This is a genomic window from Streptomyces sp. GL_140 (assembly GCF_057834465.1).
In genome coordinates this window covers 6,566,825-6,587,575 of the sequence record NZ_CM174404.1, presented here as the reverse complement: position 1 = coordinate 6,587,575, position 20,751 = coordinate 6,566,825, and the positions used below count along the sequence as shown (strand labels likewise).

Sequence of the window (20,751 nt, the reverse complement as noted above, 5' to 3'; positions counted from 1 at the left end):
CGTTGCGCTTATTCCTCCCCCTCGGCCGCCTCGAACAGCGCGACCGCCACAGCGAGATCTTCCCAGGCCATGCCCACACTCTTGAAGAGCTGTGGACAACTCGCCGCCGCGCCGGTCGCGAGCCGGCCCGCCACCAACTCGGCCAGGGTGCCGGTGATGTGGCCGGGCCCGATGGCCCCCTCCGCCTCCGGAACCAGCAGGTCCCCCGCCTCGCGCAGGGCCGCCGCACGCGACTCCACGTACACGGCCGCCCGTCTGACCAGCGCCGTGTCCACCTCCCGGGCCTCCGGCTCGTGCGAGCCGACCGCCACGACGGTCGCGCCCGGTGCGATCAGCCGCCCGTCGAAGAGGGGCTCGCGGGCCGTGGTGCAGCAGATCACCAGGTCGGCGTCGGCCACCTCGGCAGCCACCCCCGTCCTGGCCGGGACCCCGAGTCCCCGTGCGTGCGCGGCCAGCTTCTCGGCGCCCGCCGCGCCGTCCGGTGACCCCGTCCGGGCCACGACCACCACCTCGGCCAACCGGCGCATCGCCAGCACCGCTTCGAGGTGCCCGTAGGCCTGCGGCCCCGAACCGAAGAGCACCAGCCGCAGCGGCCGGCCGTCCGGGACCAGGTGGCGCAGCGCGAGGGCCGAGACCGCCGGGGTGCGAAGGGTGGTCAGCGCCGCCCCGTCGAACAGGGCCAGCGGGCGCAGGGTGGGCCCGTCCAGGAGCAGGTACGTGCCGGTGATGCGGGGCAGGCCGCGCGCCGGATTCCCCGGCGCCACCCCCGCGATCTTCACGCCCGCGTAGCCCCCGGCAGCGGCCGGCATCACCAGCAGCTCCCCACCGCCCGGCACCGCCACGGCGCCGCGCGGCGGGCAGCTCTCCGGATCCAGCCCGGCCCGCAGTGCGCCTGCCAGCGCGTCCGCGGCGGCGGCCGGACCCAGCAGCCCGGCCGTCTGGGCCGCCGAGAACTGCCGGATCCCGGCGGGGCCCGTCACGGGAAGCCCCGTCACAGCAGGAACCCGGTACCGAGCGCGTCGTACGGGTCCACGGTGAAGGCGTGCTCGCCGGTGCGGTACGCGGCTCCGGTGACCTCCGTGACCAGCCCCGCCTCGGTGGCCGAGGCGACGCGGCCGGTGAACACCGTGCCCGTCACCGACTCGTGCAGCAGGTCGTCCCCCGCCCCCAGCCGCCCGTCCTCCGCCAGCAGTGCGAGCCGCGCCGACGTGCCGGAGCCGCAGGGCGACCGGTCGATCTGCCCGTCGGCGAAGACGGTGACGTTGCGCTGGTGCGGGCCGAAGGGGGTGTCGGGCAGTTCTTCGTAGAAGATCACCCCGTAGACCCCGGAGAGCAGCGGCCCGCCGGGGTGCCAGGTCCCCGGGTGGGTGGCGAGCGCGGCCCGGATCTCCACGCCCGCCCGCACCAGCGAGGGCAGCGAGGCCCGGGTCACCTCCAGGCCGAGGTCCCGCGCCCGGACGGAGGCGTAACAGGCTCCGGCGTGCGCGATGTCCACCTCGGCCAGGCCCAGGGTGGTGGCGACGGGCACCTTGCGGGCGCTGGTGCGCGCCGGGACGTTGCGGAAGGTGACCCCGGTGGTGCGGCCGGCGGTGCGGTGCACGGTCGCACCGACCCGGCCCGAGGGCACGTCGATCCGTACGGCCACGTCCCCGTCATCGGGCGCCGGGACCCGGCCGGTGTCCACGGCCCAGGCGCCGAGCGCCATGGTGCCGTGACCGCAGGCGGTGGAGTAGCCGTCCTTGTGCCAGAACAGCACCCCGAAGTGGGCCCCGTCGTCGTCGGGCGGCACCACGAACCCCCCGTACATTCCGGCGTGCCCGCGCGGCTCCTGCACCAGCAGCCGCCGTACGTCGTCCAGGGCGCCCCGCCTCGGCGCGGTCCCGGAGCCGCCCGGCCCGATGGCGGTGGCGCAGCGCTCGGCGACGGTGTCCCCGGGGGCGGGTGGCAGTCCGTCCGCAAGGGTGTCGACGATCCGGAACGGCTCGCCCGCGGTGTGGTAGTCGGCGGTGCGGACCAGGACGGGCGCGGGGGTGGGGGCCGGGGCGGGGGCCGGGCCCGGGGCGGCCTCGGGGGTGGTGGTCACAGCAGAAACCCTCCGGGGAAGGGGTCGGACGGGTCGAGGAAGTACTGGGCGGTGCCGGTGATCCAGGCCCGCCCGGTGACGGTGGGCACGACGGCCGGGATCCCGCCCACGGTGGTCTCGCCGACGAGGCGGCCCGTGAACTCGGTCCCGATGAAGGACTCGTTGACGAAGTCCGTGTCCAGGGGCAGCAGCCCCCGGGCGTGCAGTTGCGCCATGCGCGCGCTGGTTCCCGTACCGCAGGGCGAGCGGTCGAACCAGCCCGGGTGGATGGCCATCGCGTGCCGGGAGCGGCGGGCGTCGGAGCCCGGGGCGGCGAGGTAGACGTGCTTGACCCCGCCGATCGCCGGGTTCTCGGGGTGGGCGGGCCGGTCGTCGGAGGCGTTGATCGCGTCCATGACGGCGAGGCCCGCGGCGAGCAGGTCGTCTTTGCGTGCCCGGTCGAAGGGGAGGCCGAGGGAGTCGAGTTCGACGAAGGCGTAGAAGTTGCCGCCGTAGGCGAGGTCGTAGGTGACCGTGCCGTATCCGGGGACCTCGGCCTTGAGGTCGAGGCCGACGCTGAAGGAGGGGACGTTGGTGAGGGTGACGGCGGTGGCCGCACCGTCCTCGACGAGCACGTCGACGCTCACCAGTCCGGCCGGGGTGTCGAGCCGGACGGTGGTGACCGGCTCGACGACCGGGACCATGCCGGTCTCGACGAGGACGGTGGCGACCCCGATGGTGCCGTGCCCGCACATGGGGAGCAGGCCCGACACCTCGATGAAGACCACGCCGAAGTCGGCGTCGGGGCGGGTGGGGGGCTGCAGGATGGCGCCGCTCATCGCGGAGTGGCCGCGCGGTTCGTACATGAGCAGGGTCCGGATGTGGTCCAGGTGCTCGATGAAGTGGAGCCGTTTGGCGGCCATGGTGGCGCCGGGGATCACCCCGACTCCCCCGGTGATCACCCGGGTGGGCATCCCCTCGGTGTGCGAGTCCACCGCGTGGTAGATGTGGCGCGTGCGCATCGTGCGCTCCCCCTGACTGCCTTGTCGGCGTGTGGGTCGAGGCCTCGGACGGGGCCGGTCGACGTGGCTAGTTGAGGCCCTCGGCGAGAGCCTTCTCGGTGGCGGCGCGGACGGCGGCCTCGATCTCGCCGGTCAGCGGGAAGCGGGGCGGGCGGGTGGCGCCGCCGGGTCGGCCGGCCAGGTCCATGGAGAGCTTGATGGCCTGGACGAACTCGGTCTTGGAGTCCCAGCGCAGCAGCGAGTGGAGGGACTTGTAGAGCGGGAGGGCGGTGTCGAGGTCCCCGGCGACGGCGGCCCGGTAGAGGGTGGCGCAGGACTGCGGCAGGGCGTTGGGGTAGCCGGCGATCCAGCCGACGGCCCCGGCCAGGGCCAGTTCGAGCAGGACGTCGTCGGCGCCGATCAGCAGGTCGAGGCCCGGGGCCAGTTCGGCGATCTCGTAGGCGCGGCGGACGTCTCCGCTGAACTCCTTGACGGCGACGATGGAGCCGTCCGCGTGGAGTCGGGCGAGGAGGGCCGGGACCAGGTCCACCTTGGTGTCGATGGGGTTGTTGTACGCGACCACGGGCAGCCCGGCGCGGGCGGTCTCGGCGTAGTGCGCGCGGACGGCGTCCTCGTCGGCGCGGAAGGCGTTGGGCGGCAGGAGCAGGACGGAACCGGCGCCGGCCTCGGCGGCCTGTTCGGCCCAGCGGCGGGACTCGGCGCTGCCGTAGGCGGCGACGCCGGGCATGACGCGGGCCCCGTCCCCGGCGGCCTCGACGGCGGTACGCACGACGCGTGCCCGCTCTTCGTCGGTGAGGGTCTGGTACTCACCGAGGGAGCCGTTGGGGACGACGCCGTCGCAGCCGTTCGCGATCAGCCAGGCCACGTGTTCGGCGTAGGCGTCGTAGTCCACGCTCAGGTCTTCCCGCAGGGGTAGCGCGGTGGCGACCATGATGCCGTGCCAGGGGCGGGTGCGGATGTCCGTGGTGGGCGCGGGGGTGTGCGCGTGGTTCATGAGAGAGCTCCCTAGAGTGGTGTGTGACATTTTACTAGTGGGCGCAAGGCGGCCACAAGAGTTGCGGCACGCCTGATCAGCGTTCGGGGGTGGGAAGTTCTTCGGGAAGCCCGCCGGGAAGGTCAGCGGCGGGTTCGTCGGGGAGTCCGGCGAGGTGGCGCAGCGGGACCGGGCAGGACAGCGGCCTGCGGTCGGGGGACGGCTCCTCCCCCGCCAGGGCGGCGACGGCCGGACCGCACATCCGGCCCTGGCACCAGCCCATGCCGGCCCGGGTGAGCAGTTTGACCGTACGGGCGTCCCGTGCGCCCAGGTCTTCGACGGCCTCCCGGATCCGGGAGGCCGGGACCTCCTCGCAGCGGCACACGTCGGTGTCCCCGCGCAGCCAGCCGGTCCAGCCCGGGCCCGGACGGTGGGCGCCGGCCATCGCGTCGGCGAAGGCCCGCAGCCGCGTCCGGGTGCGGACGAGGCGGCCCGGGACGGGTCGGCCCGCGATCGCGTGGGCGGCGATCTCCCCTTCGGCCAGCGCCAGTTGCGCACCGCCGATGCCACCGGTCTCCCCGGCGGACCAGATCCCGGGGACCGAGGTCCGCTGGCCGGGGTCCAGCTCCAGGGCGACGGTGCCGTCGGGGCTGCGGCGGGTGGCGCAGCCGAGACCGGTGGCCAACTCCAGCTGGGGCACGAGTCCGTGGCCCACGGCGACGGCGTCGCAGGGGATGCGGCGCGCGGTCGCGGGGACCGGGCGCCAGTCGCGGTCGAGCCGGGCCACGGTGACGGCCTCGACCCGCCCGGTCCCGTGGGCTTCGGTGACGGCGTGCCGGGCGAGGAGCCGGACCCCGTGCCGGAGCAGGGCGCTGCCGTACGTGGCGCCTTCGGCGAGCTTGGCGGGGTTGCGCAGCAGGGCGGGGACGTGGCCGGCGTACCCGGTGTAGGAGGCGGCCTCCACCACGGCGGGCACCCGGGCTCCGGCCGCGGCCAACGAGCCGGCCACGGCGAGCAGCAGGGGCCCGCTCCCGGCGACGACCACCCGCTTGCCCGGAAGCACCAGCCCGCTCTTGAGCATGGCCTGCGCCCCGCCGGCCCCGACGACCCCGGGCAGGGTCCAGCCGGGGAAGGGGAGCTGGCGCTCGTAGGCTCCGGTCGCCAGCAGCACGGCGGCGGCGTGGACGGTCGCGGGCGCCTCGTCGGGGCCGACCACGGCATGCAGGGTCCAGCTCCGCCCGGGGTCCTGCCCCTGGCCCGGGACCACGGTCCAGACGTGGTGGAGCGGAAGGTACGCGATCCTCCCGGCCTCCTCGTGTTCCCGCAGGGCGGCTTCGCGCGCGGCGAAGGCGGCCCACCCGTGGTGCAGGGCTTCGGGGCGGGCGGCGCCGAGTCCGGGAGCCGGGTGGCGGTAGTACTGGCCGCCGGGGCGTTCCCCCGAGTCGAGGAGGACCACGCGCAGCCCGAGGCCGGCGGCCGTCACGGCGGCGGCGAGGCCGGCGGGGCCGGCGCCGACGACGGCGAGGTCGGCGGGGGCGGCTGGGGCCGCCGGGGCGGTCGGGGCGCCCGGGGCGTCAGACGGCGAGGTCGCCACGGCCGGTCCCTTCCTGAGTGGTGACACGGTCCCCGGGGCGGGCGGGGACGAGGCACGCGCGCTGGTTCGGGCGGTCGTTGACGGTGACGAGGCAGTCGTAGCAACTGCCGATCCCGCAGAACGCACCGCGGGGGGCGGCGTTCTCACGGGTGGTCCGCCAGGCGAGGATGCCGGCGGACCAGAGGACGGCGGCGATGCTCTGCCCGGCTTGCGCGGGCAGTTCGCGGTCGTCGAAGCGGAGGGTCCACGTGTCGGTGGGGGCGCCGCCGACCAGGTCGCGGGGCGACCGTTGCCGCGGGGTCGTCGCTTCGCTCATCGCTTCCGTTCTCCTCAGATCCTCTGACCGGGCGCGTTCCGCGCCCCCGTTGCCCTGCGGGGCCTGTCCCCTACCCATCCCCCAGACTCCGTCCGGGGGGACCCCCAGTTCCACCGTTCCCCGGGCGGAGCCCGGACCCGAAAGCCCCCGGGCTCCGCCCGGACCCTCCCCCAGCTACCGCCGGGGGTGCCCCCTGCCTCAAACGCCGGCGAGGCTGGATTCCAGCGACGGCGGTCATCGGTCCGGCTCCGCGAAGCGCGACGGGTCGAAGGGGGTCGGGTCCAGTGGCGGGGCCGAGCCGGTCAGCGCCGCGGCGATCAGGACGCCCGTCGCCGGAGCCAGGCCGATGCCCGCGCCCTCGTGGCCGCACGCGTGGAACAGGCCCGGCGCCCGCGGATCCGCGCCGATCGCCGGGAGGTGGTCGGGCAGGTACGGCCGGAAGCCGTGGTAGACCCGCAGCACCCGGACGTCCGCCAGGACGGGGAAGAGCGCCGCCGCCTGCGTCGCCAGACGCCGCAGCGCCTGCGTCGACAGGGAGCGGTCGAAGCCCACCCGCTCCCGCGTGGCCCCGATGAGGACCGGGCCGGCCGGGGTGCCCTCGACCACCGCCGAGGACTGGAGCGAGGCCGAGCCGCTCGCCACGTCCGCGATGTAGTCCGCGGCGTAGACCTTGTGCCGCACCACCCTCGGCAGCGGCTCCGTGACGAGGACGAAGCCCTTCCGGGGCAGGACCGGGAGCGTGAGCCCGGCCAGTGCGGCCACCGCCCCGCCCCAGGTGCCCGCCGCGTTGACCACCGCCGGGGCGAGGAGTTCGCGGCGGCTCGTGCGGACCCCGCGCAGGGCGCCGGAGCCTGCGGGTCCCGGGGAGCGGAGCAGGGCCGTCACCTCCTCCCCCAGGTACACCTCGGCCCCCGAGGCCGCGAGCAGCCGCGCCGCCGCCTGGGCGGGCTGGACCTGGGCGTCCTGCGGGTAGTGGAAACCGCCCGCCAGGTCCGGGGCCGAATGGGGCTCCAGATCCCGCAGTTCACCCGGCCCGACCTCGACCGCGTCGACCCCGGCGGCGCGCTGGCCGTCCGCGAAGCCCCGTAGCGCCTTCACCGTGGCCTCGTCGGCCGCGACGACCAGGCCGCCCTTGGCCTCGTACTCGATCTCCCGGGGGAGTTCGAGGGCGAGCTCCTGCCAGAGGCCCGCCGACAGCAGTGCGAGGTCCAGCTCGGGGCCGGCCTCCTTGTCGGAGACGAGCAGGTTGCCTTCGCCGGCGCCTGTGGTGCCGCCCGCGACCGGGCCCCGGTCGACGACGGCCACGGAGAGTCCGCAACGGGCCGCGTAGTACGCGCACGCGGCCCCGACGACGCCCGCGCCGATGATCACGACGTCGAGCGGGCGGCTCGGCCGACGACTCTGGGAGGGGGAGTGTCTCTTGGGCACGGCAGTAATATGTCACATTCTTTAGAAGGGGAACAGGCCGGTCCCGCCCCCGCCGGGTGGCGGGACCGGCCTGAGCCGGATCAGCTGCGCAGCGGTCCCTCACAGCTGTAACTCGAGGTGCCCCCCAGGTGGTTGCTCCAGACCTCCACCGGGCCGAAGGAACAGTTCATGTCGGCCAGGTTGTTCGAGGCCGCACCCGCCCGGTCGAGGATGAAGTAGTCGACCGTCTCGGACATGTCCTTGAAGTTCTGGTCGTCACTGCGCCACTTCGACAGGTTCGCGGTGATCTTGCCGGTGCAGGTGAACCGGCGCTTGCCCGCGTCTCCGTTCTCCACGCAGTCCGGATTGCTGTAGGTGGCCGTGTAGAACGAGGACTTCACGTCCGCCAGCGCCGCGTCGCGCAGCTGCGCGTTCGGGGTGAAGGAGGTGTTCGGCACGTACAGCTGGTCCACCTTGGCGATCTGCGCGTCCAGGAACCGGTTGTAGTCGCGCTGCAGGTACGAGTCCCCGCCCATCCGGCTGCGCCAGGCGTCGAAGCCGGCCGGGTCGTCGGCGCGCTGGTAGCCGTACATCTCGCGCAGGAGCGTGGGGTGCTCGGTCCACAGGAACTCGAAGAACGTGCCCGCGTAGTTGTAGAAGCGGAAGCCGTCGTGGTCGTACGTGGCGTGCAGCAGCTCGTCCACCGTCATGCGCGGGCCGCCGCCGGCCGTGTCGCTGATGATGCCCCTGACCAGGGACTTGCGGACGGCTATGCCGTTGTCGCGGGTCGCGCCGTCGAAGAACTCGGCGGTGCCCTCGTCCATGGCGGTGGTCCGGTCGCCCTGGTACCAGGCGCCCTGGCCGAAGAAGCCGGGCACGGCGAAGCGGCCGTTGAGGTAGTGCGTGTACTCGTGGCGGAAGAGCTCTTCCAGGGTGAGGGAGGAGTCCTGCGGGACGCGGCGCTGGTAGGTGTAGAAGGTCGCGCCGTTCTCGATGTAGATGCCGCCGTTGTTGGTGCCGTAGCCCGTCAGGATCGGGTGGTAGTTCACGTAGTCCGCGCGAGAGGCGTACAGCACGATGTTCAGCGTGGTGTTGGGGTCGCCCGCGAGCGGCTGGTCGGTGCCCAGGACCCGGTGGAACTGCGTCTTGACCTGCTTGCTCGCGTAGTAGAGCTGGTCGACGGTGGCCCGGTCGAGGGCGGTGCGGACCTTGATGCCGCCGTTGTCGTAGACGTAGGTGTTCGGGAAGAGCTGCTTCTCGATGTCCTCCTTGCACACCCCGTACTGCTTGCACTCCTGGTAGAAGTTGAGCCAGGAGACGATCTTCGCCCACTGCTCGCTGCCGTCGCCGAAGGCCGACTTGACCGGGCCGAGCAGGGCGCCGAGGTCGGCGACGACCCCGCTCCGGAGGCTGTCGATCTGGCCGAAGCGGCCGTACTCGCCCAGCGCGTCGCGCGCCACCCAGGCGTTGCCGGTGCCCTTGAGGTGGGTGTACCCGGCGAAGTTCTTGAAGGCCGCGCGGTACGAGGCGTCACCGGCCGCGGCCGCCTGGAACGCGGCGTCGTTGTTGCCCGGGTACACGCCGAGGTAGTTGACGGAGAGGGCGGCGAGCGCCGCACCCGCCCAGCCGGAGTCCAGGTTCGTGGCGGTGTGCGCGGCGTCCAGGGTGGCCAGGACCTGCTTGATCAGGCCGAGCTGGTGCTGGCGCAGCCCGGGGGCGCTGGCCGCGTAGAGGGCCTCGCGCAGGGTGCGGGCGTTGGAGGCGGTGGCGTCGAAGGTGCGGGCGGCGGAGCCGAAGTCGGCGATCGCGCGGCGCATGGCGTCGACGGTCGGGGCGTCGGTGACGTCGATCTCGGTGCGCGAGTAGTCGTGGTAGGCCACGGCGTGCAGATAGGTGAACATCTCCTCCAGGTGCGAGGAGTTCCGTCCGTCGTGCGCGGCGGACAGGGTGGATATTCGCCGGGAGACGGCCTGGACGTGGGCGTCGGACATGACGGGGGCGAGGCGCGCGTCCCAGGTCCAGATGAGGCCGCGCAGGCAGCCGTCGGCGGTGACGGCCTGGTCGGCGAGGAAGTCGGCGAACTGCTCGGGGTCGAGGTTGGTGATCCCGTCGAGGGTGCACGGGACGCCGGAGGCGTCGCTCTGGGCCGCGGCGGCCAACTTGCCGCTCTTGGCGGCGGGCGCGGCGGCGACGGCCTTGGTGGCGGCGCCGGGGACCCGGCCGTCGGCGACGGCCTGGCCGCCGGGGGCCGGGGCGGGGGCCGGAGCGTTCTCCTGCTGCTGGGCGAGGCGGTCGACCTCGTCGAACGGGTTCGCCCCGGGGGCGCCCGCGGTGAAGGTTCCGGACGTCGGCGTGCCGGACACCCTGGCGGGGGCGCCGGTCTCGGCGGCCTGGGTCACGGCCTGGCCGGCGGTGGCGAGGAGGGTCACCGCGACGGCGGCGGAGAGGAGGGACGTGCGCACGGCTCTGTGCTGGGACACCAAGAACTCCTGGTTGGGAAGGGAGGTGGGGGAAAGTGGTGTGCGAGCTGCCAGGTCGCCCGTGACCTGAACTGCCCGGCGTCACACGGCGTTTGACAGGGATTAACGTGGCGCGGTGTGACCTGTAACATAGTAATGTGAAATTGCACTGACAAGACCTGTGCGCCCACCAGTTCGCATCTTCTTGAGGGAGCCCCCGTGACCGACACCCCCTCCCGCCCCACCGCCGGGCTCAACATCGGCAGCCACGACCTGCCGGTATCAACGGAGTTGTCCCGATTCATGGCGTCGGACTGGGCGGCCTCACCGCTCCCCGGCAACGCCCGGACCCCCGGCCACGCCGTCACCCCGGCCCGCAGGGACCGGCTCTCCGCCCGGTTCCCCGGCGAGCGGCTGATCATCCCGGCCGGGGAGCTGAAGGTCCGCACCAACGACTGCGACCACCGCTTCCGCCCGCACAGCGCGTACGCCTGGCTGACCGGGCTCACCGGCGAGGACCAGGCCGGCCACGTCCTCGTCCTGGAGCCCGCCGGCCCGCACGCGCACGAGGCCGTCCTCTACCTGCGCCCCCGCTCCCCGCGCGTGGACGGCAACGAGGAGTTCTACCGCGACCGCCGCTACGGGGAGTTCTGGGTCGGCCGCCGCCCCGACCTCGCGGAGGCCGAGCGGCTCTCCGGGATCCGCTGCGCCCACCTGGACACCCTCGGCAGCCCGGCGGGCCGCAACGCGGCCACCGACTCCGCACTGGCCGTCGCACTCTCCGAGCTGCGTCTGGTCAAGGACGAGTGGGAGGTGACCCAGCTCCAGCTGGCCGTCGACCACACCACCGCCGGTTTCGAGGACGTCGTACGGGACCTCCCGCGCGCGCTGGCCCACCCGCGCGGGGAACGCTGGATCGAGGGGGTCTTCAACCGCCGCGCCCGCGCCGAGGGCAACGGCACCGGCTACGAGACCATCGCCGCGTCGGGCGCGCACGCCTGCGTCCTGCACTGGATCCGCAACGACGGCCGACTGAACGGGGACGAACTCCTGCTGCTGGACGCGGGCGTGGAGACCGACACCCTCTACACGGCGGACATCACCCGCACCCTCCCCCTGTCGGGACGCTTCTCCTCGGTCCAGCGACAGGTGTACGAACTGGTCCTGGCCGCACAGGACGCGGGCATGGCGGCGCTGCGGCCCGGCGCGAGCTTCCGCGACTTCCACCGGGCCGGGATGCGGGTGATCGCCGAGGGGCTCGCGGAGTGGGGCGTCCTCAAGCACGCCGAGGGCGATCTGCACCGCCGGTACACCCTGTGCAGCAGCGGCCACATGCTGGGGCTGGACGTGCACGACTGCGCGAAGGCGCGGGCCGACACGTACCTGGACGGGGTCCTGGAGGAGGGCCAGGTGCTCACGGTCGAGCCGGGCCTCTACCTCCAGCCCGACGACGAGACACTCCCGCCGGAGCTGCGCGGCATCGGCGTCCGCATCGAGGACGACCTGGTGATCACGGCCGGGGGCGCCCGCCTGATGTCGGGCGCCCTGCCCCGCACCGTGGCGGGGATCGAGGAGTGGATGGGGAACCTGCTGGAGGGCTAGACCCTCCCCGCGGGATTCCGGCCGGGTCCGCGCCCGCCGCTCAGCGGCGGGCGTAGGAGCCGAGGCCGACCAGGCAGTACACGTACTGGTTGAGGGTGGCTCCGTTGACGGTGTAGCGGTAGGAAAAGGCGTACTCGGTCTTCGGATTGTCGTTGCACCGGTTCAGGTCCGAGGTCAGCGGGATGCTCTCGATCACCCGGTAGTGCGCGTCGGACGCCGAGCAGGAGACCTCTTCCACGTCCGTGACCTTCTGCGCGGTGGTCGAGTCCGGCAGCGAGCCGTTGAGGCAGGTGCCCCGGTCGTACGGCGTCGGCGCGGCCTCGGAGGGCACCGGTGCGGGAGCGGGCACGGCGCCACCCGCCGGGGTGCTCCGCACCGCGGTCGGGGTCGGGGTCGGGACCGTGACCGGGTCGGGCGACCAGGCGCTGAAGGAGGGCGCGGGCCCGGGTGCCGCCCCGGGGGCCTCTCCGTCGTTCAGGCCGCTCAGTACGGCCGCGCCCGCGATGAGGGCGACGAGGACTCCGAGCGCCACCAGGCATCCGCGCGCACCCCAAGCACTCCCGGCGGCAGGCTGCCCGGGCGCCGAGGGGCGGGCGCCGGAGGGGTCCGGCCCCGGAGGCGAGATCCAGCGCGAGGCCGGGTGCAGGGGCGCAGTCGGGGACGCCGACGGGGAGGGAGGATGGGATGCAGACGGCGGTGGTGGCGGGGGCGGCGGTGACACCGGCCCCTGTACGGGCGGGGGCGCGGGCGCGCCCGCGGCCGGGCCCACCCTGATCCGGACCGGCACCTCGGAACCGCCGACGCGGACCCGCACGAGGTCCCCGTCCCGGCACGGCGGGATCCGGAGCCGGGCCGGACCGGTCGACAGGGTCACCGGGACGATCACGCCGTGGGCGGCTTGCTGCGGAGTGATCGTCAAGGACATCTCTTGGAACTCTTGGGACGACACCGACTGCTCCAGGAGGTGGCGGTCGCACGGACGTTCGCCGCGTGCACAACACGCGGGATTCTGCCCCGCGTCCGCACGAGGACGCAGTCGTTCCGCCGGATCACCCCCGGATCGTCAACGCGTCGCGGACTCCGGCCCGGTCAGCGGTTACCGCCGCCGTTCCAACCGCCGTCGTGCCCGCCGCCGTTCCAGCCGCCGTCGTGCCCGCCGTCGTGGTTGCCGTTCCAGCCCCCGTCGTTCCAACCGTCGTTGTTCCAGCTGTCGTTGTTCCAGCCGCCGTCGTGGTTGTTCCAGTGGTCGTTGCTCCAGTTGCTGTTGTCCCAGTTCCAGCTGTCGTTGTTCCAGTTGCTGTTGTCCCAGCACCAGCTGGGCCGGTCGCTTCCACGTGAGGGGTCGCAGCAGTCGCGCCACCAGCCGTCACCACGCCAGTCGGAACACCGATACGTCTGCGGCAGACCCGGGAGGGAAGTAGAGGTAGCGGCAAAGGCGCTTCCCAGGGGCATCAGACCGATTGCGATCCCGGCCGCTCCTGTCACAGCTGCCGCAACGAACCCACGGCGCATGTTCATGCACCTCCGCGAATGAAGGGGCGAATTGCCCCGAAATAAGGCATTTCAACCCTCCACCCTCCCCCGCCCACTGTCAAAGGCACCCGCTCCCACCAGCACAAACGACCTACGGAAGCACCGCGAGCCCGTCCATCTCGACGAGCGCGGCCTCGTCCCACAGCCTGACCACGCCCACGACCGCCATCGCCGGATACTCGCGCCCCGCCAACCGGCGCCAGATCCGGCCCAGTTCGGCGGCCGAGGCCCGGTAGTCCGCCACGTCGACCGCATAGACGGTGACCCTCGCCAGATCGGCCGGCGAGCCGCCCGCCGCCGCGAGCGCCGCGAGCAGGTTCGCCAGCGCCCGCTCGAACTGCTGCGGCAGCCCCTCCCCCACCACCTTGCCCTCGCCGTCGAGCGCCGTCTGTCCGGCCAGGAACACCAGTCGGCTCCCGGTGGCGACCACCGCGTGCGAGAACCCCGTCGCCGGGGACAGCTCCGCCGGATTGATCCGCTCCGGGCTCATGCCCCGCTCCCCTTCGCCGCCACCGTCTCCGCATGCCCCGTCCGCGCCGCCGCCCGGGAGTGGTCCCGGTAGAGCTCCTTCGCGATGATCGTGCGCTGCACCTCGCTCGCCCCCTCGTAGATCCGCGGCGCCCGCACCTCCCGGTAGAGGTGTTCCAGCAGGTGACCGCGCTGGAGGGCCACGGCCCCGTGCAGCTGCACCGCGTGGTCGACCACGTACTGGGCCGTCTCCGTGGCCAGCAGCTTCGCCATCGCCGCCCGCCTGGGCACCTCGGGCGAGCCGCTGTCGTAGGCGCCCGCGGCCGCGTAGACGAGGAGCCGCGCGGCCTCGGTCCGGGTGGCCATCTCGGCCACCCGGTGCGCCACGGCCTGCAGGTCTCCCAGTACGCCCCCGAAGGCGGTACGGGCCGCCGTGTGCGCCACGGTCGCGTCCAGGGCGGCCCGCGCCATCCCGACGGCGAAGGCGCCCACGCTGGGGCGGAAGAGGTTCAGCGTGTCCATGGCCACCCGGAAGCCGCGGCCGGGCTCTCCCAGCAGGTCGTCCGGGCCGACCGGGACCCCCTCGAAGGTCAGCGCGCCGATCGGATGCGGGGAGAGCATGTCGAGGGCCTCGCCCGAGAGCCCCGGCCGGTCGGCCGGGACCAGGAAGGCGCTGATCCCCTTGGCCCCCGGACCCTCGCCGGTCCGGGCGAACACCGTGTAGAAATCGGCTTCGGGGGCGTTGGAGATCCAGCGCTTGAACCCGTGCAGCCGCCAGCCCGCCGCCCCTCCGCGCACCTCCCGTACGGCTTCGAGCTCCAGCGCCGCCGCGTCCGAGCCGGCCCCCGGCTCGCTCAGCGCGAAGGCCGCCACCGTCCGCCCGGCCCGCACCCCCGGCAGCCAGCGCTCCCGCTGCGCGGCGGTGCCCGAGCGCAGCACCGGGTGGGCGCCCAGCCCCTGGAGGGCGAGCGCCGTCTCGGCCTCCGTGCAGCCGTAGGCGAGGGATTCGCGCAGCAGGCAGAGCTCCAGCGCGCCCGAGGTGAAGAGCCGCTCCAGCAGTCCCGCCTCGCCCAGCGCGGCCAGCAGCGGCCGGTTGACCCGGCCCGGCTCCCCCTTCTCGGCCAGCGGCAGCAACTGCCCGGCCGCCAGGTCGCGCAGCCGCGCGCACCACCCCTCCTGGTCCGCCCCGAGCGCGAAGCCGGCCGACCCGGTGGTTCCCGCAGACCTAGTAGGCCCAGTAGGCCCAGTGACCCCAGCCGCCCCATCCGACCCTGCCGCCCCGTCCGCCCCTGCGGACCCGGCCGATCCGGCGAATCCCGAGATTCCCGTCATCCGAATGCCCCAGCCCCTATCGCGTCCCGTTGACTGCCGTCACCATGACGATACGCTCGTGCTGCGACCGCACGGCAGCCCCACAGCCCCACCTTCTCGGCAACTCAAGGTCCATCGGTTCCATTCAAAGGGGGCCGGGTCCCCACCCGGGGCCCGGACCGTCACAAGGGGGCGAACCCGCCTTGGAGCTCAAGCCTTCCGCTCACCGTGACACCTTCGCCCGCGACCATCTGCCACCGGCGCACGCCTGGCCGCGGCTCCTCTTCGAACTCCCCGGGCTGGCCTATCCCAACCGGCTCAACTGCGGCGTGGAGCTGCTCGACGCCACCATCGCCCGGTTCGGCCCGGACCGCCCCGCCTTCCGCGGAGCGGACGGCACGGTGTGGACGTACGGGGAGCTGAGCGCCCGCGTCGACCGGCTCGCGCACGTCCTCAGCTCCGACCTCGGCGTGGTCCCCGGCAACCGGGTGCTGCTGCGCGGCCCCACCGGCCCCTGGCTGGCCGCCTGCTGGCTGGCGGTGATGAAGGCCGGTGCGGTGGCCGTCACCGTCCTGGCCCAGCAGCGGGCGCAGGAGCTGGCCACGGTGTGCGCGATGGCCCGGGTGAGCCACGCCCTGTGCCATGCGGAGGTGGTCGACGACCTGGTCAAGGCCCAGGTGCCGGGGCTGCGGATCACCGCGTACGGCGGCGACGCCCCCGACGACCTGCTGCACCTCGCCCAGGGCCATCCGGAGCCCTTCCGGGCGGTGGAGACCTCCGCCGACGACGTGGCGCTGATCGCCTTCACCTCGGGGACCACCGGGCGCCCCAAGGGCTGCATGCACTTCCACCGCGACCTGCTCGCGGTGGCCGACACCTTCTCCCGGGAGGTCCTGCGCCCCCGCCCCGACGACGTCTTCGCGGGCAGTCCGCCGCTCGGTTTCACCTTCGGCCTCGGCGGGCTGGTGGTCTTCCCGCTGCGGGCCGGCGCCTCGGCGCTGCTGATGGCGGACGCCGCCCCGCGCCGACTGCTGCCCGCGCTGGCCGAGCACCGGGTGTCGGTGCTGTTCACCGCGCCCACCGCGTACCGGTCGATGCTGGACACGCTGGGCCCGTACGACACGGGCGCCTACGACCTCTCCGCGCTGCGCCGCTGCGTCTCGGCCGGCGAGAACCTGCCGGCCGCCACCTGGCAGGCCTGGTACGAGCGCACGGGTCTGCGGATCATCAACGGGATCGGGGCCACCGAGCTGCTGCACATCTTCATCTCGGCGGCCGACGAGGACATCCGGCCCGGTACGACCGGCCGGGTGGTGCCGGGCTGGCAGGCGCGGGTGGTGGACGAGGCGGGGCTGCCCGTCGCGGACGAGGTGCCCGGGCTGCTGGCCGTACGGGGGCCGGTGGGCTGCCGCTACCTCGCGGACCCCCGGCAGGGCGAGTACGTGCGCGACGGCTGGAACGTCACGGGCGACACCTATGTCCGGGACGCGGAGGGCTACTTCCGCTACGTCGCCCGGGCCGACGACATGATCGTCTCGGCGGGGTACAACATCGCGGGCCCGGAGGTCGAGGAGGCCCTGATGCGCCACCCCGACGTGCTGGAGGTGGCGGTGGTCGGCCGTCCGGACGAGCGGCGCGGGCAGGTCGTGGTGGCGTACACGGTCCTGCGGGAGGGCGTGATCCTCACCGAGGAGGCCCTGCGCACCTTCATGCAGGCCGAACTCGCCCCGCACAAGTGCCCGCGCGCCTTCGTCTTCCTGCCCTCGCTGCCCCGCACGGCGACGGGCAAGCTGCAGAGGTTCCGACTGCGCGACGCCACCGCCCCGGGCTGAGCGGCAGCGCGCCGCCCGGCCCGACAGGATCCGAAAGGGACGGCCTAGAGTGATCTCGTGGTCGAGCAGCACACCCCGCGATCTCTGATCGTCACGTTCTACGGAGCCTACGGGCGGGCCTTCCCGGGCCCGGTCCCGGTATCCGCGCTGGTCCGCCTGCTGGGCGCGGCCGGAGTGGACGCCCCGTCCGTCCGCTCGTCGGTCTCCCGGCTGAAGCGGCGCGGCTTCCTGCTGCCCGCGCGGGCCGGGGACGGCGCCGCGGGCTACGAGCTCTCCGAGGAGGCGCGCCAGCTCCTGGAGGACGGCGACGGACGGATCTACGGGGCCCCGCGCCGGTCGCAGGAGTGGCTGCTGGCCGTGTTCTCCGTCCCGGAGCAGGAGCGCGCCAAACGCCACCTGCTGCGCTCCCGGCTCGCCCGGCTCGGCTTCGGCGCGGTGGCGCCGGGCGTCTGGATCGCCCCGGCCCATCTGCACGGGGAGACCCGGCGCACCCTGGACCGGCTGCACCTGACCCCGTACGTGGAGCTGTTCCGCGGCGCCCACCTCGGCTTCGCCCCGACCTCGGAGTCGGTGGCCCGCTGGTGGGACCTGGCGGCGCTGGCCAAGCAGCACGAGGAGTTCCTCGACATCCACGAGCCGGCCCTGCGCGCCCTCCAGCAGGGCCCGCCCCCCACTCCGGAGGCCGCCTACCGCGGCTACCTCCTCGCCCTGGACGGCTGGCGCCGCCTCCCGTACGCCGACCCGGGCCTGCCCCGCGACCTCCTCCCGGCGGACTGGCCGGGCGACCGCGCGGCGGCCGTCTTCACCGAACTCCACACCCGGCTGCGGGACACCGGCGCAGCCTTCGCCCAGCCCTAGGGGGCGTCTGCCCGGCCCCGACGGGGCTCCGGGGCGGGCGAAAACCGGCTGCGGGTGCGGACCGGTGCGCGCCAGGATGGGGCATGACATGGACCTTCAGCTCGGATCTGGCGGCCTTCACGTCCGCCGCACGTGCCGCCCTGTCCGCGCGGCCCGTGACCAACACCCAATTGCTCACCGTCATGGGCTCGCTGGAACGGCTGGGGCCCGACGCGTTCGGCTCCGGTGAGCCCCTCTTCGGCTGGTGGACCGGGCCCGACGGCCTGGTGGACGGGGGCGCGATCCGGACCCCGCCGTACCCGCTGCTGATCGGCGCGCTGCCGCCGGAGGCCGTGCCGGCCCTGGGGGCCGCGCTCGCCCGTGATCCGCGGCTCGCGGGGATCGGCGCCCTCAACGCCCGCCGCGCCGACGCGGAGGTCCTCGCGGCGGCCTGGGGCCGGCCGACGGAGGTCACCGAGGAGCTGCGGCTCTACCGGCTCGCGGGACTGCTCGCCCCGGACCCCGCCCCGCCGGGCCGCAGCCGGCGGGCCACCGAGACCGATCTGCCCCTGCTGCGCGAGTGGATCGCCGCTTTCCACCTGGAGGCCGGCATCCCCGCCGTCGTCGCCGACAGGCTCCTGCTCGACCGGATCTCCTACGGGGGCACGCTGCTCTGGGAGGACGGTGGCGGCGAGCCCGTCTCGATGGCCGGTTTCCACCGCCCGGCCTCGCGCGCCTCCCGCGTGGGCCCGGTCTACACCCCGCCCGCCCACCGCGGCCGCGGCTACGGCGCCGGGATCACGCACGCGGTGAGCGAAGCCGCGTACGCGGCCGGGGCCGAAGAGGTGCTGCTCTTCACGGACCTGGCCAACTCCACCAGCAACGGCGTCTACCTGCGCCTGGGCTACGCCCCGGTCGAGGACCGCACCGAGGTCGTCCTCGCCGGGGGCTGACCGGCCGGGCTCAGCCGCGCCCGGTCGGCGGTGGGCGACTGCCCGCGAGGTAGGGCGAGGGCCAGGGAGCGGCCGGTCCGGTGTAGGACTGTTCGGCGGCCGCGTGCAGGGTCCAGTGGGGGTCGTAGAGGTGGGGGCGGCCCAGCGCGCAGAGGTCGGCGCGTCCGGCCAGGAGCAGGGAGTTGACGTCGTCCCAGGAGGAGATCGCACCGACCGCGATGACCGGGACGCCCAGGGCGTTGCGGATCCGGTCGGCGTACGGGGTCTGGTACGAGCGCCCGTACTCCGGGGTCTCCTCCGCCACCACCTGGCCCGTGGAGACGTCGATGGCGTCGGCCCCGTGCGCGACGAAGGCCTCGGCGATGGCCACGGCCTCTTCTGGCGAGGTGCCGCCGGGGGCCCAGTCGGTGGCCGAGAGCCGGACCGTCATCGGCCGGCCCGCGGGCCAGACGGCGCGGACCGCGTCGAAGACCTCCAGCGGGAAGCGGAGCCGGTTCTCCAGCCGGCCGCCGTAGGCGTCGGAGCGGTGGTTGGTGAGCGGGGAGAGGAAGCCGGAGAGCAGGTAGCCGTGGGCGCAGTGCAGTTCCAGCAGGTCGAAGCCGCTTCTCGCAGCCCGGACCGCGGCGGCCGCGAAGTCGGAGCGGACGGCGGCGAGCTCGGTGGTGGTCAGGGCGCGCGGGACGGCCGAGACCCCGGGCCGGTACGGCAGCGCGGAGGCCGCGACCAGCGGCCAGTTGCCCTCGGGCAGCGGGGCGTCCATGCCCTCCCACATCAGCCGGGTCGACCCCTTGCGGCCGGAGTGCCCGAGCTGGACCCCGAGCGCGGTTCCGGGCACCGAGGTGTGCACGAAGTCGGCGATCCGCGCCCAGGCGGCCGCCTGCTCCTGCGTGTACAGGCCGGTGCAGCCGGGCGTGATCCGGCCCTCGGCGCTGACGCAGACCATCTCCGTCATCACCAGGGCGGCCCCGCCGAGCGCCCGCGCGCCGAGGTGCACCAGGTGGAAGTCACCCGGCACGCCTTCGGCGGTGGCTGCCGAGGCACCCCCGGCCGCCGAAGCATCCCCGGTTGCCGAGGCACCCCCAGCCGAATACATGTCCATCGGGGACACCACGACCCGGTTGCGCAGGGTCAGTCCTCGCAGGGTGAACGGCGTGAACATCGGCGGAGTTCCCCGCACCGGCGGGTCCGCCGGGTCCGTCGACTCCACCGGATCCGTCCCGGGGCAGCCGAACTCCCTCTCCACCGCGCGGGTGAAGCGGGAGTCGCGCAGGGCCAGATTGCCGTGGGTGACCCGGCGGCTGCGCGTGAGCAGGTTGAAGGCGAACTGCCGGGCGGGCTGGCCGACGTATCCGGAGACCTCCTCGAACCAGCGCATGCTGGCCGCCGCCGCCCGCTGGGTGGAGGCCACCGCGGGCCGCCGCGCGGCCTCGTACGCGGCCAGGGCGTCGGGGATGGTGCCGTCGCCCCGCGCGCCCACCGCTCGCGCCAGCGCCAGCGCGTCCTCCACCGCCAGCTTGGTGCCGGAGCCGATCGAGAAGTGCGCCGTGTGCGCCGCATCGCCGAGCAGGACGACGTTGCCGTGCGACCAGCGCTCGTTGACGACGGTACGGAACCGCGTCCACGCGGAGCGGTTCCCGCGCAGCGGCCGCCCGCCCAGTGCCTCGCTGAAGATCTTGGCGCAGCGCGCCGCCGACTCCTCCTCGTCGCACAGGTCGAAGCCGGCCGTCCGCCAGACCTCCTCGCGCATCTCCACAATCACGGTCGAGGAGTCCGCCGAGTAGGGGTAGGCGTGCAGCTGCATCACCCCGTGCTCGGTCTCCGCGATCTCGAAGCGGAAGGACTCGAAGGCGAAGTCGGCGGCCAGCCAGACGTACCGGCAGCGCCCGCCCGTCACCGTCGGCCCGAAGTGCTCGGCCCCGCTCTCCCGGATCGCACTGTTCACCCCGTCGGCCGCGACCACCAGGTCGTACGAGGCCGCGAGCGTGTGCGGGTCGGGCGCCGGGGCGCGGAAGCGGAGCCGGACCCCGAGGCCCGCGCACCGCTCGTGCAGGATCTCCAGCAGCCGGCGGCGCCCCAGCGCGGCGAAGCCGTGGCCCCCGGAGGTCAGCAGCCGCCCCCGGTGCACGATGTCCACGTCGTCCCAGCGCACGAACTCCGCGCACAGGGCCGCGTAGACGACCGCGTCGGCCTCTTCGATGCCGCCGAGGGTCTCGTCGGAGAGGACCACCCCGAAGCCGAAGGTGTCGTCGAGGGCGCCCCGCTCCCAGACCTCCACCGCGTGGCCCTGGCGGGCCAGCAGCGCGGCGGCGTACAGCCCGCCCGGTCCGCCGCCCACGACAGCGATCCGCAGCCGGTCGTGGGTCAGGCCGTCGGCGGACACGG

General features: G+C 74.1%; 16 protein-coding genes and 1 pseudogene. 4 read left to right on the top strand and 13 right to left on the bottom strand.

Going from position 1 to position 20,751, the window contains the following annotated elements; genetic code table 11:
* Positions 1-8: 8 nt before the first annotated feature.
* From AC3IYJ_RS30890 to AC3IYJ_RS30855, 8 genes are all read right to left on the bottom strand, one after another.
* Positions 9-980: an ornithine cyclodeaminase family protein gene (locus AC3IYJ_RS30890; protein WP_489397798.1), complete on the bottom strand. Its 972-nt coding sequence runs from the start codon at positions 978-980 to the stop codon at positions 9-11.
* An 11-nt stretch (positions 981-991) separates the two neighbouring features.
* Positions 992-2,017, bottom strand: coding sequence for a proline racemase family protein (locus AC3IYJ_RS30885; RefSeq protein WP_489402976.1), 1,026 nt, complete (start codon positions 2,015-2,017; stop codon positions 992-994).
* A 62-nt stretch (positions 2,018-2,079) separates the two neighbouring features.
* Positions 2,080-3,084: a proline racemase family protein gene (locus AC3IYJ_RS30880; protein ID WP_489397797.1), complete on the bottom strand. Its 1,005-nt coding sequence runs from the start codon at positions 3,082-3,084 to the stop codon at positions 2,080-2,082.
* A 67-nt stretch (positions 3,085-3,151) separates the two neighbouring features.
* Positions 3,152-4,078, bottom strand: a complete 927-nt coding sequence (locus AC3IYJ_RS30875; protein WP_489397796.1) for a dihydrodipicolinate synthase family protein — start codon at positions 4,076-4,078, stop codon at positions 3,152-3,154.
* A gap of 76 nt (positions 4,079-4,154) precedes the next feature.
* Positions 4,155-5,651 carry an FAD/NAD(P)-dependent oxidoreductase gene (locus AC3IYJ_RS30870; RefSeq protein WP_489397795.1) on the bottom strand — a complete coding sequence of 499 codons (1,497 nt, stop codon included), beginning with the start codon at positions 5,649-5,651 and terminating at the stop codon, positions 4,155-4,157.
* Complete coding sequence (locus tag AC3IYJ_RS30865; RefSeq protein ID WP_489397794.1) at positions 5,632-5,967, bottom strand: (2Fe-2S)-binding protein; 336 nt, start codon at positions 5,965-5,967, stop codon at positions 5,632-5,634. The genes AC3IYJ_RS30870 and AC3IYJ_RS30865 overlap by 20 nt, the downstream gene beginning before the upstream one ends.
* A gap of 234 nt (positions 5,968-6,201) precedes the next feature.
* Complete coding sequence (locus AC3IYJ_RS30860; RefSeq protein ID WP_489397793.1) at positions 6,202-7,395, bottom strand: NAD(P)/FAD-dependent oxidoreductase; 1,194 nt, start codon at positions 7,393-7,395, stop codon at positions 6,202-6,204.
* Between the two features lie 80 nt (positions 7,396-7,475).
* Positions 7,476-9,854 (bottom strand): collagenase, encoded by a 2,379-nt coding sequence (locus tag AC3IYJ_RS30855; RefSeq protein ID WP_489397792.1) that lies wholly within the window; start codon positions 9,852-9,854, stop codon positions 7,476-7,478.
* Between the two features lie 198 nt (positions 9,855-10,052).
* Here AC3IYJ_RS30855 and AC3IYJ_RS30850 point away from each other — a divergent pair, with 198 nt between their 5' ends.
* Positions 10,053-11,435 (top strand): aminopeptidase P family protein, encoded by a 1,383-nt coding sequence (locus AC3IYJ_RS30850; RefSeq protein WP_489397791.1) that lies wholly within the window; start codon positions 10,053-10,055, stop codon positions 11,433-11,435.
* A gap of 40 nt (positions 11,436-11,475) precedes the next feature.
* Here AC3IYJ_RS30850 and AC3IYJ_RS30845 read toward each other — a convergent pair whose 3' ends face one another.
* The 4 genes and pseudogenes from AC3IYJ_RS30845 to AC3IYJ_RS30830 form a co-directional block, all read right to left on the bottom strand.
* Positions 11,476-11,967, bottom strand: coding sequence for an LppU/SCO3897 family protein (locus tag AC3IYJ_RS30845; protein WP_489397790.1), 492 nt, complete (start codon positions 11,965-11,967; stop codon positions 11,476-11,478).
* A 557-nt stretch (positions 11,968-12,524) separates the two neighbouring features.
* Positions 12,525-12,887, bottom strand: a complete 363-nt coding sequence (locus AC3IYJ_RS30840) for a hypothetical protein (RefSeq protein ID WP_489397789.1) — start codon at positions 12,885-12,887, stop codon at positions 12,525-12,527.
* A gap of 172 nt (positions 12,888-13,059) precedes the next feature.
* Complete coding sequence (locus AC3IYJ_RS30835; RefSeq protein WP_489397788.1) at positions 13,060-13,458, bottom strand: RidA family protein; 399 nt, start codon at positions 13,456-13,458, stop codon at positions 13,060-13,062.
* Positions 13,455-14,615: pseudogene (locus AC3IYJ_RS30830) on the bottom strand (acyl-CoA dehydrogenase family protein); the annotation flags it as partial. The gene AC3IYJ_RS30835 and the pseudogene AC3IYJ_RS30830, both read right to left, overlap by 4 nt.
* A gap of 335 nt (positions 14,616-14,950) precedes the next feature.
* Between AC3IYJ_RS30830 and AC3IYJ_RS30825 the strand changes: the two are divergent.
* The 3 genes from AC3IYJ_RS30825 to AC3IYJ_RS30815 all read left to right on the top strand — a co-directional run bounded on the left by AC3IYJ_RS30825 (position 14,951) and on the right by AC3IYJ_RS30815 (position 18,369).
* Positions 14,951-16,579 (top strand): AMP-binding protein, encoded by a 1,629-nt coding sequence (locus tag AC3IYJ_RS30825; protein WP_489397787.1) that lies wholly within the window; start codon positions 14,951-14,953, stop codon positions 16,577-16,579.
* A gap of 57 nt (positions 16,580-16,636) precedes the next feature.
* On the top strand, positions 16,637-17,437 hold the full coding sequence (locus AC3IYJ_RS30820) for a PaaX family transcriptional regulator (RefSeq protein WP_489397786.1): 801 nt from the start codon (positions 16,637-16,639) through the stop codon (positions 17,435-17,437).
* An 83-nt stretch (positions 17,438-17,520) separates the two neighbouring features.
* Entirely contained in the window at positions 17,521-18,369 is an 849-nt protein-coding gene (locus tag AC3IYJ_RS30815) for a GNAT family N-acetyltransferase (protein ID WP_489397785.1), read from the top strand.
* 10 nt (positions 18,370-18,379) lie between these two features.
* Here AC3IYJ_RS30815 and AC3IYJ_RS30810 read toward each other — a convergent pair whose 3' ends face one another.
* Complete coding sequence (locus tag AC3IYJ_RS30810) at positions 18,380-20,749, bottom strand: bifunctional salicylyl-CoA 5-hydroxylase/oxidoreductase (protein WP_489397784.1); 2,370 nt, start codon at positions 20,747-20,749, stop codon at positions 18,380-18,382.
* Positions 20,750-20,751 lie beyond the last annotated feature (2 nt).

Excerpts from the sequence above, each read along its gene's own strand:
- AC3IYJ_RS30880 (WP_489397797.1), bottom strand. The coding sequence starts at position 3,084 with ATGCGCACGCGCCACATCTACCACGCGGTGGACTCGCACACCGAGGGG.
- AC3IYJ_RS30875 (WP_489397796.1), bottom strand. The coding sequence starts at position 4,078 with ATGAACCACGCGCACACCCCCGCGCCCACCACGGACATCCGCACCCGC.
- AC3IYJ_RS30865 (WP_489397794.1), bottom strand. The coding sequence starts at position 5,967 with ATGAGCGAAGCGACGACCCCGCGGCAACGGTCGCCCCGCGACCTGGTC.
- AC3IYJ_RS30840 (WP_489397789.1), bottom strand. The coding sequence starts at position 12,887 with ATGCCCCTGGGAAGCGCCTTTGCCGCTACCTCTACTTCCCTCCCGGGT.
- AC3IYJ_RS30835 (WP_489397788.1), bottom strand. The coding sequence starts at position 13,458 with ATGAGCCCGGAGCGGATCAATCCGGCGGAGCTGTCCCCGGCGACGGGG.
- AC3IYJ_RS30815 (WP_489397785.1), top strand. The coding sequence starts at position 17,521 with ATGACATGGACCTTCAGCTCGGATCTGGCGGCCTTCACGTCCGCCGCA.